The 14,622-nt window shown below is 37.7% G+C and carries 10 protein-coding genes and 1 CRISPR repeat array (1 of these 11 running past the window's edge); of the genes, 8 read left to right on the forward strand and 2 right to left on the reverse strand.

All coding sequences use genetic code 11. The annotated features are described in order from the left end of the window. A CRISPR array of direct repeats spans positions 1–690; the repeat unit is 28 nt; unit sequence TTTCTAAGCTGCCTATACGGCAGTGAAC; it begins 419 nt to the left of the window's first position. A gap of 290 nt (positions 691–980) precedes the next feature. Genes ACN19N_RS06825 through ACN19N_RS06845 form a run of 5 tightly spaced genes read left to right on the forward strand, consistent with a single transcriptional unit; the run spans position 981 to position 4,440 of the window. Beyond that, entirely contained in the window at positions 981–1,709 is a 729-nt protein-coding gene (locus ACN19N_RS06825) for a HesA/MoeB/ThiF family protein (protein WP_420002261.1), read from the forward strand. Between the two features lie 56 nt (positions 1,710–1,765). Then, the gene (locus ACN19N_RS06830; RefSeq protein ID WP_269238064.1) at positions 1,766–3,064 is read left to right on the forward strand and encodes an ABC1 kinase family protein; all 1,299 of its coding nucleotides are present in this window, start codon (positions 1,766–1,768) and stop codon (positions 3,062–3,064) included. Positions 3,065–3,090: 26 nt separating this feature from the next. Next, positions 3,091–3,471, forward strand: a complete 381-nt coding sequence (gene folB, locus ACN19N_RS06835; protein ID WP_420002262.1) for a dihydroneopterin aldolase — start codon at positions 3,091–3,093, stop codon at positions 3,469–3,471. Next, positions 3,428–3,862, forward strand: a complete 435-nt coding sequence (locus ACN19N_RS06840) for a 2-amino-4-hydroxy-6-hydroxymethyldihydropteridine diphosphokinase (protein ID WP_420002263.1) — start codon at positions 3,428–3,430, stop codon at positions 3,860–3,862. Before folB ends, ACN19N_RS06840 begins: the two co-directional genes overlap by 44 nt. A 26-nt stretch (positions 3,863–3,888) precedes the next feature. Beyond that, positions 3,889–4,440: a DUF2799 domain-containing protein gene (locus tag ACN19N_RS06845; protein WP_372616683.1), complete on the forward strand. Its 552-nt coding sequence runs from the start codon at positions 3,889–3,891 to the stop codon at positions 4,438–4,440. A 78-nt stretch (positions 4,441–4,518) separates the two neighbouring features. Here the strand turns inward: ACN19N_RS06845 and coq7 are convergent, their stop codons facing one another. Both coq7 and ACN19N_RS06855 read right to left on the reverse strand, forming a co-directional pair. After that, complete coding sequence (gene coq7 / locus ACN19N_RS06850) at positions 4,519–5,154, reverse strand: 2-polyprenyl-3-methyl-6-methoxy-1,4-benzoquinone monooxygenase (protein WP_420002264.1); 636 nt, start codon at positions 5,152–5,154, stop codon at positions 4,519–4,521. A gap of 3 nt (positions 5,155–5,157) precedes the next feature. Further along, entirely contained in the window at positions 5,158–6,477 is a 1,320-nt protein-coding gene (locus tag ACN19N_RS06855; RefSeq protein ID WP_420002265.1) for an MFS transporter, read from the reverse strand. A 163-nt stretch (positions 6,478–6,640) separates the two neighbouring features. Between ACN19N_RS06855 and ACN19N_RS06860 the strand changes: the two genes are divergently transcribed. The 3 genes from ACN19N_RS06860 (at position 6,641) to ACN19N_RS06870 (ending at position 14,535) form a co-directional block, all read left to right on the forward strand. Then, positions 6,641–9,367: an autotransporter assembly complex protein TamA gene (locus tag ACN19N_RS06860; RefSeq protein WP_420002266.1), complete on the forward strand. Its 2,727-nt coding sequence runs from the start codon at positions 6,641–6,643 to the stop codon at positions 9,365–9,367. 48 nt (positions 9,368–9,415) lie between these two features. After that, a complete protein-coding gene (locus ACN19N_RS06865; RefSeq protein ID WP_420002267.1) occupies positions 9,416–13,921 on the forward strand; it encodes a translocation/assembly module TamB domain-containing protein in 4,506 nt (1,501 codons plus the stop codon). A 131-nt stretch (positions 13,922–14,052) separates the two neighbouring features. Further along, on the forward strand, positions 14,053–14,535 hold the full coding sequence (locus ACN19N_RS06870) for a DUF4124 domain-containing protein (protein ID WP_269230221.1): 483 nt from the start codon (positions 14,053–14,055) through the stop codon (positions 14,533–14,535). Positions 14,536–14,622 lie beyond the last annotated feature (87 nt).

Here is a 14,622-nt window from a genome sequence, read left to right on the forward strand (position 1 = left end):
TTTTCTAAGCTGCCTATACGGCAGTGAACGATAAAGCTTTTCGTAATAAGCTTGAGCATGATTTCTAAGCTGCCTATACGGCAGTGAACAAAGAAATCGAACCAGAAGGACTGCCTTTCTATTTCTAAGCTGCCTATACGGCAGTGAACGGATCTATGTAAATCATTAAATATTCCCTAAATTTCTAAGCTGCCTATACGGCAGTGAACATTAACCCTTTTTAAAGGTTGACAAGTTACTTTTTCTAAGCTGCCTATACGGCAGTGAACTTTTTGCAGGGCTTGCCTTGAGTTCAACATGATTTCTAAGCTGCCTATACGGCAGTGAACATTACAGCTCGATAAAGGCAAAAGTGATGCAATTTCTAAGCTGCCTATACGGCAGTGAACAGTGGGATTATTTGTACAACGAAAACGGCAAATTTCTAAGCTGCCTATACGGCAGTGAACAAAGCAAGACATATCCTGAATTTTAACTTTCTTTTTCTAAGCTGCCTATACGGCAGTGAACTATTTTAATTTATTTTTATTCTGCCGATGAACTTTCTAAGCTGCCTATACGGCAGTGAACGATTTTTAGCATTACGCATAACATCGGTAGGCTTTCTAAGCTGCCTATACGGCAGTGAACGATAATCTTGTACTTGACCACCATTAAGATAATTTCTAAGCTGCCTATACGGCAGTGAACAGTAAAATAGAATCAATAAAATAATCTAAAACATAGGTTTATCAAGAAAAATGAGTAAATACCCAAAGTTTTGATCCAAATTGTAACTTATTGATTTTATTAAGCTGTTAAAGAGTAAGAAAAATATTGGGGTAAAAATAGCTTTTTGTCAAAAGAAAACATTGTTCGTTCTAATTTATTACTTTCCTCAAATCCTACATCGACTTAAAATCAGCATTACCCTTGATGATAAAGAAGCAAGTCACGTGTCAGACCATTTAGAAAACGAATTTGAGCTAAGCAATGAGGAAATGCATCTCTATAGTCGTCAGATTTTATTAGATGGTTGGGATATCGAAGCACAAGAAAAATTAAAACTCGCCAATGTGCTGATTATCGGAGCTGGCGGAATTGGTTGTACCAGTGCCGAACTTTTGGCACGTGCAGGTGTGGGTAAAATTACCATTGTCGATGCCGATACGATTGAATTGAGTAATCTGCAAAGACAAATTGCCTTTACGACAAAAGATTTAGGTCGATACAAAGCCGAAATACTGGCAAAGCATCTAAAAGACATTAATCCGCATATACAGGTCAGCTATCAAAATATACGATTCGATGAAACGAATGCTGATGAACTTGTACAGCATCAAGATGTAGTCTTAGATGGCTGCGATAATTTTACGACCCGTTATCTGGTCAATGTGGTGTGTAAAAAGCATCAAGTACCGCTTATCAGTGCGTCAGCCATTGGTTTTGAAGGGCAGATGTTTATGGTGGATGCTGATTCAGCTTGTTATGAATGTCTCTTTCCAAAAGAAGAACATGCCAATGAAGGTCTACGCTGTGCAGAGTCTGGCGTATTGGCAACTACACCTGTAATGATAGCGTCATTACAAGCACATCACACTTTACTGTTTTTAGGGCTTGGTCTGACGCCACTCAAGCAAAAATTGTTGCTTTGGTACGGCTTAAATCTATCGCAACGCATTCTTAAATTTGAAAAAGATGTAAATTGTCCAGTTTGTCAGGCAACTTGATCGGTAAATTGAGCAAAATTTGCTAAACTAATGCCATCTGTGAGGCAAGAAAGATTATGAAAAGAAATATTTTATTCGATGGATTACGATCTGTTGCACGTATTGGTGAAACAGTGGTGGTTGCAGCACAAGCAGGTGTGAAATATGCAACTGAGAAACCAAGTAATGCAAAACTCATGCGTGAGACCTTTGAGTCACTTGGGTCGACTTATATCAAACTGGGTCAATTTATTGCCAGTACGCCGTCTTTATTCCCTCGTGAATATGTTCAGGAATTCCAAGGCTGTTTAGATCAAACGCCAACCTTACCATTTAGCTATATCCAACAAGTATTAGCTGAAGAATTTGAAGGCCGTAATCTGAATGAAATTTTTGGTTTTATCGATGAAAAGCCACTAGCTTCAGCTTCAATTGCACAAGTCCACGCAGCTCGACTAGTTACGGGTGAAGATGTGGTATTAAAGGTGCAAAAACCTGGTGTAGAGACGATTTTATATACTGATTTAAATGTGGTGCATTGGGCGACAAAACTTTTAGAAAAAGCTGTGCCAAAAATCAAGTTTGTATCGCTTTCTGAAATTGTGGATGAGATCAAAACACGTATGGTACGTGAAGTTGATTTTATTGAAGAAGCACAGAATCTGGATGACTTTATTCAATACTTGAATGTTTCTGGGAATCAGGCTGCCACTGCACCAAAAGTTTATCATCAATTTTCAACACGCCGTGTACTTACTATGCAGCGCTTGTACGGGGTGTCATTAACTGATTTTGATGTTGTTAAAAAATATGCCAAAGATCCAACACAAGTTCTGATTACTGCGATGAACACTTGGTTTGGTAGTCTCATGTTATGTAAGAGTTTCCATGCCGATTTACATGCTGGAAATCTGATGTTACTTGAAGATGGTCGTATTGGTTTTATTGATTTTGGGATTGTTGGACAACTGAATCCTGAGGTTTGGACAGCATGTATGGCATTTATGGATGCATTACAGCATACCAATTACACTGCTATGGCTGAGAACATGCTTAAGATGGGGATGACCCATCAGAAAATTGATACTCAAGTGCTTGCTGATGATTTAGAGCGTTTGTTTAGTGGTGTTCTATTGGCAGATCCTCAAGAAATTCTGAGTTCTAATCCTGCTGATCTCAATGATATCATGATGGATATGATTGGCGTGGGTGAACGTCATGGCATTAAATTCCCACGTGACTTCGCATTATTATTTAAGCAAATGTTATATTTTGATCGTTTCATGCGTGTTCTTGCACCATATACTGATATTTATGCTGACCAACGTTTGAAAATGGTTCACAATATTGAACCTGCTTCGTTTTTAAAGCATTAATTTATTTATCGGTTCATTAGGTCATTATGGATGCCATTATAATTGAAGGGTTGAAGGTGGATACTGTGGTTGGTTGTTTCAACTGGGAACGCCAAATTATTCAACCTTTGATGCTAGATCTCACCATTCATAATGATCTAACTCAAGCTGCGCAATCAGATGAGCTAGAAGATACGCTGAACTATGCGCAAATCTGTGAGCTTGCAGCCCAAGTTATACACGAGGCTAAACCGAAACTGATTGAGCACGCCGCACAATTGGTACTTGAATGTTTATTTACGACTTTCCCCACGATCGAATCGATCAGTATCACCATTCGCAAACCCGCCATCATTGCACAAGCCAATGCAGTAGGAATTCGCCTTGAACGCAACAGAAACAATTTTTGCGCTCGCATTGGCGAGTAACCTCAAACAAAAACAAAATTTCACTTTTGCTTATCAACAGATATTAAGCTTAGGTATAGTGGAATTTTCTTCAATTTATAGAATCCCATGTCGGGATCGTGTTGGTGCCGATTATTGGAATTCAGCTTGTTTATTAAAAAGTCGACTGAATGTTGATGAGATCACTGAAACCCTGAAAAACTTAGAAGCACAATCTGGTCGAGTTCGTCCATCACATAATATTAGCTTGGATATTGATGTGATTGCTTGGGGGGAGACTTTAGAAGATATGCAATTTAATCCAAAAAAGTTACCATTAGCCTTAGATGTTAAAATTCCACTTTATGATTTGTGGCAGATTCCAGATTTAGATTACGATAGGAAAAATTCTTATCCCGTTATTTCTATCTAACACTATAATAATAGGAACAATATTCCATGAATAAAATTTCATTGTTAGTAGGTTTTACAATTTTACTTTCAGGCTGTGCTGCCATGAGTGTTGAACAATGTAAAACTGCAAATTGGTTTAATGTTGGAGAAAAAGATGGTGCAGCAGGACAGGAATCTCGATTAGATAAATATTATTCTTCTTGTCAAAAAGCCAATATTGTGCCGAATCAAAAGCTTTATGAACAAGGTTACCAAAAAGGTTTGGGCTATTACTGCCGACCAGAAACCATTTTTAATGAAGCGTTAGAAGGGCGTGGTGATTTTCGTATTTGTCCGTTAGACAAACGTGAGTCTTTGCGAATATATTATCAAGTTGCAAATGGCTACTACCAAGCAAACGCGGAGTTTGATCGCTCACAAAATGATATTAACTATTATTTAAAAGAGTTAGAGCGTAAAGACTTATCTGTTAAGGATCGTGATGATTATAGAAAACGTTTATATGATTTGCGCATCAATAGCAGCAGAGTTCAATCACGTTATCAAGATGCAGTTCGAAATTTGGAACGTTTTAAAGCTGAACGTGGGTTGCGCTAATTTTTAAATAGAATTATTTAAATTGATTGAAGTAATAAAAAAAGGGGAATGATGAAGTTACAATTTCCCCTTTTTTATTTATAAATAATAACTGGTTTTAGTCATTAATTTTGATATAGCTGTCATGGTAATACGCACAGGTACAGGTAGATCAACACCTCCAGCCTTTAAAGCTGTATCGCGGTGGTGTAATTCATCTTCATTCATTTGTTCTAAAATTTTACGTGAACGATCATCATGAGATGGAAGTTGTTGAATATGTTCCTGTAGATGTTGGCTGACTTGGCGTTCAGTTTCAGCGACAAACCCTAAGCTATATTTGTCACCTGCAATACCTGCTATTGCGCCCATACCATAAGATAAACCATACCAAATTGGATTGAGTACGCTCGTATGACTGTCTAATTCTCTTAAACGATCTTCACACCAAGCGAGATGATCTTGTTCTTCTATCGCAGCTTGTTGCATTTCTTCTCGAACATGGGGGAGTTTTGCAGTGAGCGCCTGACCATGATAAAGCGCTTGCGCACAGACTTCGCCACTATGATTGACACGCATTAAACCTGCTACATGGCGAGCATCGCTAACACATAATTGTGAAGGTTCTGAATTTGCTGGATTAGATCGCTGAGCAGCAGTTGCCCCTGGCACCAAGCTACGCAAAGCATGATCAAAAGAATTAATAAGTTTATCGATACCTGTAAAATGACGCATATATTAATCCTCTAAAGTATAGGGTGCATTTTCTAACAACGGTTTTAAACGCTTTAATAACCAAAATGAGAAAATTGCACTTAAAACTGCAGTAATCGTAAATAATATTTTAATATCAATTTTTAAAACGCTTAAGATTAAAATTGAGAAAACTGCAGAAGAAACCATAAATACAGCATTTAGAATATTATTTGCGGCTACAACACGCGCACGGTGAGAACGTGGTGAGTAAGCTTGCATCATTGCATATAGCGGCACAATATAAAATCCACCACTAATACCTAATAAAGTCACGGCAAGCATGACATGATAGTACACGGCACCTTGGGTAAAAATATCTTTTAAACTCAGTAAATCGCCAGTTCGTTCAGGAACAAAAGAGAGACTCGCTGCTAAATACAAAGCAAAGATCGTTAACCCAATCGCACCATAAGGTACCATTTTAATATTGATCTCTGTACCACCGATACGTCTGCACAGCAAAGAACCTACACCAATACCAACAGAGAAAAAGGTGAGGAGTAGACTGACAACGTTTTCAGAAGCATGCAGGTTTTGTTGGGTCAATTGAGGAATTTGAGTTAAATAGGTTGCGCCATAAAACCAATACCAAGAATTACCGAGCAAAACAATAAATATGATTGGAAGGCTTTTAGCATATTTTAAAGTTTGAAAACTTGTACGAAAAAAATTCCAGTCAATTTGTAAATCTGGCGCTGCAACCTTTTGAGGTAAAATAAATCGGCTACATAAATAGCCTAAGCAAGCTATGATGACAACAGTGACACTAATCCACAATAAGTTTCCTTCCGATGATGCAATGACTGCACCTCCAAGAATCATTCCTAATAATATTGCGATCGATGTACCTGATTGGAAAAGTGCATTACCAGACATCAATTCTTCTTGTTTTAGAATTTCTGGTAAAATTGCATATTTGATTGGACCAAAACAAGTTGAGTGTGTCCCCATCAGAAATAATGCAAAAAGTAGTAACCATAAATTTCCAAGCAAGAACCCTGCGGTTCCAATCAACATAATGATAATTTCTAATATTTTTATAAAGCGAATGAGTTGAGATCTTTCATATTTATCAGCAATTTGCCCAGCAGTTGCAGAAAAGAAAAAGTAAGGCAAGATAAATAATAAGGCAGCTAGATTATTGAGTGTACTGACGGGAGCACTTTGTTGCTGGATCCAACCATAAGTGATCACTAAAAGTAGAGCTTGCTTAAAAACATTGTCATTTAAGGCTCCAAAAAACTGAGTGAAAAACATCGGTGCAAACCGACGTGATGTCATTAAGCGCTCATCTTGTTTCATCGTGTGTTCACTTCATTGTGTTTTATAAAAAAATGTGACGTACTGTAAAAATGCTACAAAATGCATGTATGATACTTCAAATCTTTGATTGGATGAAAATCAAAGATTTGAAGTATTTTCACCAGTCACAAATGATAAATTAAAAATAAGTTTAGAGTTCTACATGTCATCTAAAGCTAATTTTAAACAGTTAACGTTGGTTCATTCTATGCATTTAATATTTAAAATGCAGAGCTTTCCTAAACTTATTTGTAGCACTTTTTTAATTACTTCTTGTATATCAGCTGCTTGTGCGCAAGAACAATTAACAGATACATCAAATAATAAAACCGTAGACCAACAGTCTTTGAATCAAGTTAAATCTGATCAAAATATTGAGGACACATCAACTGTTTTATCAAGCAGTACAAATCAGTCTCTTGTTAATCAAGCCGAACAAGACAGCTTGTTGGCATTGAAACAGCAAGAGCAGTCTAATAATCAGATTAATGAATTAAAACCGATTCAGCTTGATGATAATTTAGAAAATTTGCCAGTTATCCCTGTTGATCAAACAATGGCAAATGAAATTTTTCGTGAGGCTGAGAGTGCAAAAAATGAGGCCCAAGCTTATCGAGAAAGTACGTCAAAAAATCCGCCAACAGTTGTTAATGACATTTCACAGCCTGAACTGATAGAAATTACTAAGGCTCCAGTGGATATTAATCGGCTGATGCAAGACATTCAAACCGACAGTAAGATTGTCGTTGAAGCAAATGAAACGGGTCGGACATTACCAGAGTTTCAAACACAAAGTGATCAGCCTAAAGAAAAAGTCGGGTTCTTCCGAAAAATATGGAATCGTTTTCACCCAGATACCTTGATGGGTGCAGAGAAAATTCCGCGTATTACCGCTGATGTAACTGGTGCTCCTCCTGCGTTGGCTGCAAATATAAAAGCAAAATTATCAAGTTTTACTCAAGAATCTTTTGAAGACTTTAACGTTGCTTTACCTCAATTAAGAGTGTTGACCAATCAGGCTGCACAAGCTGTAGGCTATTATAATGCCACGTATAAATTTGAACGGGTAAGTGATAATAAAGTTAAAGTCATTGTGACACCGAATGAACCCGTCCGTATTAAAGAGCAAAATATTGAATTTTCTGGTGCGGGTGAAAACTTGCCTCAATTCCAAGTTTTACGTTTGATCCCAGAACAAGACAAAGGGGACATTTTTAATCACGGTAAATATGAAACAACAAAAACAAAGATAGTGAATGCCGCATCAGATAACGGTTTTTTTGATAGTTATTGGCGTTTGCATGATGTCAAAATTAGCCAGCCAGAAAAAGTAGCTGAAATTAATCTAAAATATGAGACGGGTGAGCGATATAAACTTAAACAAGTTGAGTATCGTATGAGCGATCCAACTAAGCCATTGCCTTTAACTCAAAAAGTTTTAGATAGTTTGGCACCTTGGAAAGAGGGTGATGACTATGCATTTTGGCGTGTAAATGCCTTAGCAAATAACTTAACGAATACACGTTACTTTAATTACACATTGGTAGATACGATTAAACCTGACCCAGTTCAGCCTACTATAGAGTTAGCGCCAGATCTTCAAGCTTTAGTCGATCAACAGAAAATCCAACAATCCCAATTGCTAAATAGTCAACAGAAAGCAGAATTGGCAAGACAAAAAGTAACTTCTGCCCAAGAAGTGACGCAAAATGTCGTTGATGAAACACAATTCTCTGGAGGTCAACCCCCTCAAGCCTATGCTCTAGCACGCTCTATGCCCTTATCACATGAACATGATGATGACGAAGATGAACGCCATAAATTAGAAGAGCAAACGAGAATTGAGAAAAAAATTCCAGTCGTAGTCACGCTTAATGCAGATCGTTTGAATAGTTTAGAAACTGGTATTGGTTACGGTACAGACACGGGTGCTCGTGTGCGTAGTCAATACAGACGAGCAATTGTGAATAAATATGGCCATGCATTTGATGCCAATATTGAGGTGTCACAAATTCGTCAATCTATAGATGGGCGATACAGCATCCCTTATAAACATCCACTCAACGATTACTTTAACCTTGTGGGTGGTTACGAGCGCGAAGAGCGCAATGACATTGGCCCAGATATTAATTTATTGGTTGAGTCCGCTGTTTTAGGTGGTGAACGTGTTATTAAAAATCCTTTGGGTGATTGGCAACATATCATTGGTTTACGTTACCGTTTAGATCGTCTAACTAAAAAAGGTGATATTGATATCAATGAATTACCTGATGCTTTTAAAGTATCAGGGATTGATTCGGAACAAGAGTCCTTGTTATTTGGATATGAACTTTCTAAGACCAATAGTAATTCTCGCTTGAATCCAACTAAAGGCTTTAAGCAAACCTACAAGCTTGAATTAGGGACAGAGTCATTATTCTCAAATGCAAATATGGCAATTTTGACAGGCGGCTGGCGTTTTATTTATTCATTGGGTGAAAATGAAAATCACCAATTTGTAGGTCGAGCTGACACTAGTTATATTTTCACAGATGATTTTAAAAAAGTGCCTTATAACCTCCGTTTCTTTACAGGTGGAGACCAGTCTTTACGCGGTTTCGATTACAAAAGTCTTTCACCAGAGGAGAACGGTTTTAAAATCGGTGGACAAGCTTTAGGTGTAGGATCTTTAGAGTACAATTATCAGTTTAAAGATGGTTGGCGAGCAGCAATTTTCTCTGATTTTGGTAATGCCTATGACAAACAGTTTAGTAATCCAACCGAATATAGTATTGGAGTGGGTATCCGTTGGAGATCACCAATAGGACCAATACGGCTTGATGTGGCATCTGGTATTTCCAATGACAATAACCCGATCCGATTACATTTTTTCATCGGCTCACAGCTTTAATAATTTAAAAACATCCTTTAGAAAAGCTCAAACAATTTTAGGTTGATTATGACGGAAGTAGAACCGCAACTAACGCCACCAGTTGGACCAAGATCAGAACGACGCATCATGAGAAGTGTTGCGTTAATTTTGTCGATCATACTTTTGTTATTGGTTAGCTCTTTAATCGTTATGATTTCTACCGACAAAGGCAGTCGTTTTTTATTAGATCGGGTACTGCAAAGCCAAAAAATGATTCGTTATGAATATGAGGGTGGAAATTTACTCAGAGGAATCATCCTTAAGAATGTTTTAGTTCAATTAAAAGCTGTAGATGTTACTTTGGATCGTGCTGATGTTTCTCTTGGTTGGCGCGCAATCTTAAATAAAGAAATACATTTAAGTCATGCTGATGTACGTAATCTGAGAGTGATCAACAAAAAACCGCCTTCAGGTAAACCATTTGCCTTTGATGCAATCAAACTTCCATTCGTATTGCGTGTAGATGAAGCAACTCTTGACCATCTTGAGATTAAAACTCAAACATCGAAAGTTGGTTTTAATGATATTTACTTGAAAGATGCCCTATGGTCTGGAACCAAATTAGAGTTTAAAGACTCAAAAATGGATATGGGGTATTTGGCAGTGCAACATGCTACAGGGAAAATGGATTTTAGTGGTAAATATCCAATTAATGCGAAAGCAGATCTAATTATTCCATCGTTAAAAACTTTAAATATTCATACTATTAAAGTTGTTGCAGCGGGATCTTTAGATACATTAAAAGCAGGTATCGCAACACAGACTCCAGATTTATTAACGGGTTGGGCTGTTATACATCCAGTGCGTGATCACGTACCGATGCAAGGCGAACTGCTTTTTAAAAATTATCATTTACCTTTGTTGCAAGAACAGAAATTATTTGCCAAAGATGGTGTGGCAAGATTTAGCGGTGATATTCAAAAATTGTTCCTAAATCTAGATACCGATTTGACAGGTGAGCAAATCCCCGAAGGTAAATACAATGCTTTAATGGAGACAGATCTAAAGAATCAATTGAATATTCAAGACTTTAATGGTCAATTAATGGGTGGATCTATTGCGCTCAAAGGTTTAGTCAATTGGCATGAACATGTTTCATGGGATATTAAAGGTCGTTTGGATCATTTAAACCCTAAAGATAAAACTGTTCCGCAAATCGCACAGGATTTTTTACCGCCTAATTTAGATGCTAATTTAAGTTCATCAGGGTCTATGGAAAAAGGTTTGGCTTTAAGTGCACAGCTTGCTTTTGATAAATATGAAACTTGGGCTGTTAAACTCAATCAAGCTGCATCGAAAGATCACAAACCGCAGCCGATGCTGCTAAATGTGGCATGGAAAAATATAGATCGGGCAGTCCCTTATATTGGTTGGTTGAGTAGCGAAGACGGTCATACCGACATCGCCTTAAAACAAGGTCAACAAGATATCTATGTTTCTACAACAGTGAAACCTCATGAGAAAGCATTATTACCAACAGGTAAATATGATGCCCGTCTTGATATAAAATCAAATCTGCTGAATGTTGAAAACTTTCGTTATCAGGCTGCGAAAGGGAGTTTGTCGGGGCAAGCAAAAGTTAAATTACCTACTGAAAAGCAACAGTTAGCGTGGCAGGCTCAGCTTAAAGCCGAGAATTTCAATCCACAAACAGTCGTTGCTACTGCACCTGTTAATCTATTAAATGGCGATATTAAAGCAACTGGTTTTGCAAAACCGAATCAACAAATCATTCAACTTGATCGTATTGATTTAAAAGGTCAAATTGTTCAGTCAGATCGTATAGAAACCGTTGCATTAAAAGGCAAAAGTACAGCCGCATTAATGTTTAATGATCAGAAGTCTGGTGGAGGTTTTAAAAGCTTTGCTGTTGGCTACAATGGTTCATTAAATGCATTAAATCAAGGCAATGGATTGTTGAAAATCAACGTGGCAGGAACACCAGAATATATAAAAATTAATGAGTTAAAACATGATGGTGTGGCAGGTAAGATTTTTGCTACAGGTGCTGTGAATCTAAAAGATAAACTTGGTTGGGATATCAATGCATCTTTAGTACGCTTCAAACCACAGTATTTTGTTTCAACTCTTAAAGGTGAACTCTCAGGGCATATTAAAACACAAGGTGTTTGGTCTGAAAAGCTTAAGCGCATTGATATTCGGGATTTAAACGCGGCAGGTTTTCTCAATAATAAACCTGTTCGTGGTCGTGGCAATCTTACTTTATTGTTAGACTCCAATCAGAAAGGTTTTTTACCGCAACAGTTTGAAGCCAATAACTTATTTTTTGCCTATGCTCAAAACCAGTTACAAGCCACAGGCAATGCACAAAGTTTAAGAGTGAAACTGAATGCTCCAGCCTTGTATGAACTTTATCCGGGTTTGCAAGGTCGTGCCTACGGCGTTTTAAACGTTCAATCACAACCACGTTTAAAAGCAACAGCCAATATTGCCGTGGATAATTTTGCATTTAATGAATTGGCGAGTATTCGATCTTTACGTATTCAAGGTGAATTGCCTACTTCTGAAGCAACACCTACATTATTAGTTGCCAAAGTTGATCATTTACGTAGTGGTAATCGTGAAATAGAAAATGCAATGATTAATTTGGGTGGTACGCGCAAAGCACATATATTAAAAGTTGAAAGTAATAATCGCCAATCTAATTTTTATGTGCAGCTTGCAGGTGGTTTCAATCAGAACAATGAATGGTTAGGACAATTACAAAAAGGTCACTTTAAATCACGCCGTATTGATTTAGTACAAAATCAAAGCGCAGCGATCATTTATTCTACAGCCCAATCTGAACTTTATATTGGACAGCATTGTTGGCAAAGTCTGCATAGTCAGGTTTGTTTAGATCAATCGGCACGTATTAGCCAAAATAAAGGTAATTTTTCAGTTGTTACCAAAGATCTAGATTTAAATGATTTTGCGGTATTTATGCCAGAAGGTTTAGCAGTTACTGGTCAACTCAATGGTTATGCTCGAGCTTCGTGGGCTAAAGGTAGTCGCCCAAAACTAGATGCAAGTTTAGTCACACGCAAAGGGGCATTGGGCCTTGCACCTGATGATCCTCAAGATATTGCGACCACAGTTACCTATGATGAATTGAGCTTAATCGCGAAAAGTGTCAATGATGGCTTGTTATTCCGTGTGGATATGAAAACACCAGACATTGGTACAGGTTACGCTAACGTGATCGTGAATCCATTTCAAAATGGAATGCCAATGCGTGGTGAAGTTGCTTTTGATGATGTACAACTCAAAGTATTCAAGCCATTTATTAAAGATGTACGTTCAATGGCGGGTACATTAGCACTGGCTGGAAAAATTAATGGCACACTGACTCAACCACAATTTACAGGTGAAATGCGCTTAAAAAATGGTGCAATTAGTATGATTTCACTGCCTGTAAATCTAAACAACATTCAGCTTTATTCGTCTATTCGACAAGATTCAGCAAGTATTGATGGTGCGTTCAACAGTGGACAAGGGGTTGGGCGATTAAAAGGTAGCTTTGATTGGAAAGAAGATCCTCATCTCGCGCTTAGCTTGAAAGGCGATAATCTTTTAATTCGACAAGCGCCGATGATTACCGCAATCGTGCAACCAGATTTAAATTTGGATGTTTACCCATTTAAACAACAATTGAGTTTAAGAGGAACGATTGATGTACCACGTGCTCGTATTTCAATGCCAGAGACTACTGCACCAGTTGTAAATATTTCACCAGATGTACGAGTCGTACAGCAAGGACAAGATTTGCTTGCGACATTGAAAGCAGCTAAACCGTGGGATATTCGTGCGGATATGACACTGACATTGGGTAATCAAGTGATCTTCCAAGGTTTTGAAAGTAATATTCCATTGGTTGGTCGCTTGCATTTATCACAACGTGGTTTAGAAACTGCAATGCGAGCAAATGGTGCAATTGGTGTAAGTCAGAAAGTGAAGATTGAAGCTTATGGTCAAAGCTTAGATTTGAACCGAGCAATCGCACGTTTTAATGGTCCACTTGCGAATCCAACACTTGATATTGATGCGAATAAATCAGTCCAAGGTAGTATGGTTGGTTTGCGTGTTACTGGGACAGCAACCGTTCCAAATGTTCAAATTTATAATGATGCAGGTTTATCTGAACAAGAAGCATTGAATGCGCTAGTTACAGGTCGTATCAATGAAGGAAGTAGCGGCCTAAGTAATACAGAAGGCTTTAAATCTGATGTAAATAATACCATTGCAGCCGCAGGCATCAGTATGGGCTTAGGAGGAACGCGCGCGTTAACGAATCAGATTGGTCGAACATTTGGTCTCAGTGGTTTAGCACTTGATGCACAGGGTACAGGTGATGACACCCAAGTGAGTTTAACGGGCTATATCACGCCAGACCTGTTTATTCGTTATGGTATAGGCGTGTTTACACCTGTAAATAAATTGACCTTGCGTTATCAAATGAATCGCCGTTTATACTTAGAAGCAAGTCAATCTTTAGAGCGAGCCATTGACGTATTCTATAACTGGCGCTTTTAAAGCTTTTTTAGAAAACCTGTTTTATGAAAATAAAGCAGGTTTTTTTATGCTAGATATTTTTAAAAATATGTTAAAATAAAAATAAGTTATTGAAAAATATATAGATTAATGACATTTTTTGGAGATAGTGAATGAAACCTGTCACTTTAAGTCAACTTTTGGCAACTATAGGCTTAATATTGCTCAGCTTTACATTCCAAGCACATGCAAAAGAGTATTATAAATGGGTCGATTCGAAAGGGGTAACGACTTATTCTGCAACACCACCGCCCACTCAGAAGCAAGATCCTCAACTTGATCCAACTAAAAAAAATATAAATACAACGGTGACAACTCCCAGTGCGATAAATGTTTCTGTGGCCAATAACAAAGAACAAAAAAATGTTCCAACGGTAACGACACAAACTGCGAAATCAACAGGTACAACTACTGCAACCTCAAATGTAACCATTACAGCCGCGAGTGAAGCACTGATCCCTGTGAAGAATTGCAATGGTGTAAGATGTTGGGATGCGAAAGGTAAACCTTATAATTTAGTTGCAGGCACAACGTATCTTTCTTCTATAGGCGGTAAATGTCAGAAAATGGGTAATAGCATGCGATGCAGTAAATGATTTGTATTATTTTATTGCAGCTCATACCGATTTAAACGCTTCTTTTTTGCAAAATGAACAACTTTCAGTATGATGTGTGCATCAAAT

This window comes from Acinetobacter sp. LF10, assembly GCF_048585715.1.
In the GTDB taxonomy this organism is placed as follows: Bacteria; Pseudomonadota; Gammaproteobacteria; order Pseudomonadales; family Moraxellaceae; genus Acinetobacter.

Coding starts and splice junctions, on each gene's coding strand:
- ACN19N_RS06825 (WP_420002261.1), top strand. CDS start 981: ATGCATCTCTATAGTCGTCAGATTTTATTAGATGGTTGGGATATCGAA.
- ACN19N_RS06830 (WP_269238064.1), top strand. CDS start 1,766: ATGAAAAGAAATATTTTATTCGATGGATTACGATCTGTTGCACGTATT.
- folB (WP_420002262.1), top strand. CDS start 3,091: ATGGATGCCATTATAATTGAAGGGTTGAAGGTGGATACTGTGGTTGGT.
- ACN19N_RS06845 (WP_372616683.1), top strand. CDS start 3,889: ATGAATAAAATTTCATTGTTAGTAGGTTTTACAATTTTACTTTCAGGC.
- coq7 (WP_420002264.1), bottom strand. CDS start 5,154: ATGCGTCATTTTACAGGTATCGATAAACTTATTAATTCTTTTGATCAT.
- ACN19N_RS06855 (WP_420002265.1), bottom strand. CDS start 6,477: ATGAAACAAGATGAGCGCTTAATGACATCACGTCGGTTTGCACCGATG.
- ACN19N_RS06860 (WP_420002266.1), top strand. CDS start 6,641: ATGTCATCTAAAGCTAATTTTAAACAGTTAACGTTGGTTCATTCTATG.
- ACN19N_RS06865 (WP_420002267.1), top strand. CDS start 9,416: ATGACGGAAGTAGAACCGCAACTAACGCCACCAGTTGGACCAAGATCA.
- ACN19N_RS06870 (WP_269230221.1), top strand. CDS start 14,053: ATGAAACCTGTCACTTTAAGTCAACTTTTGGCAACTATAGGCTTAATA.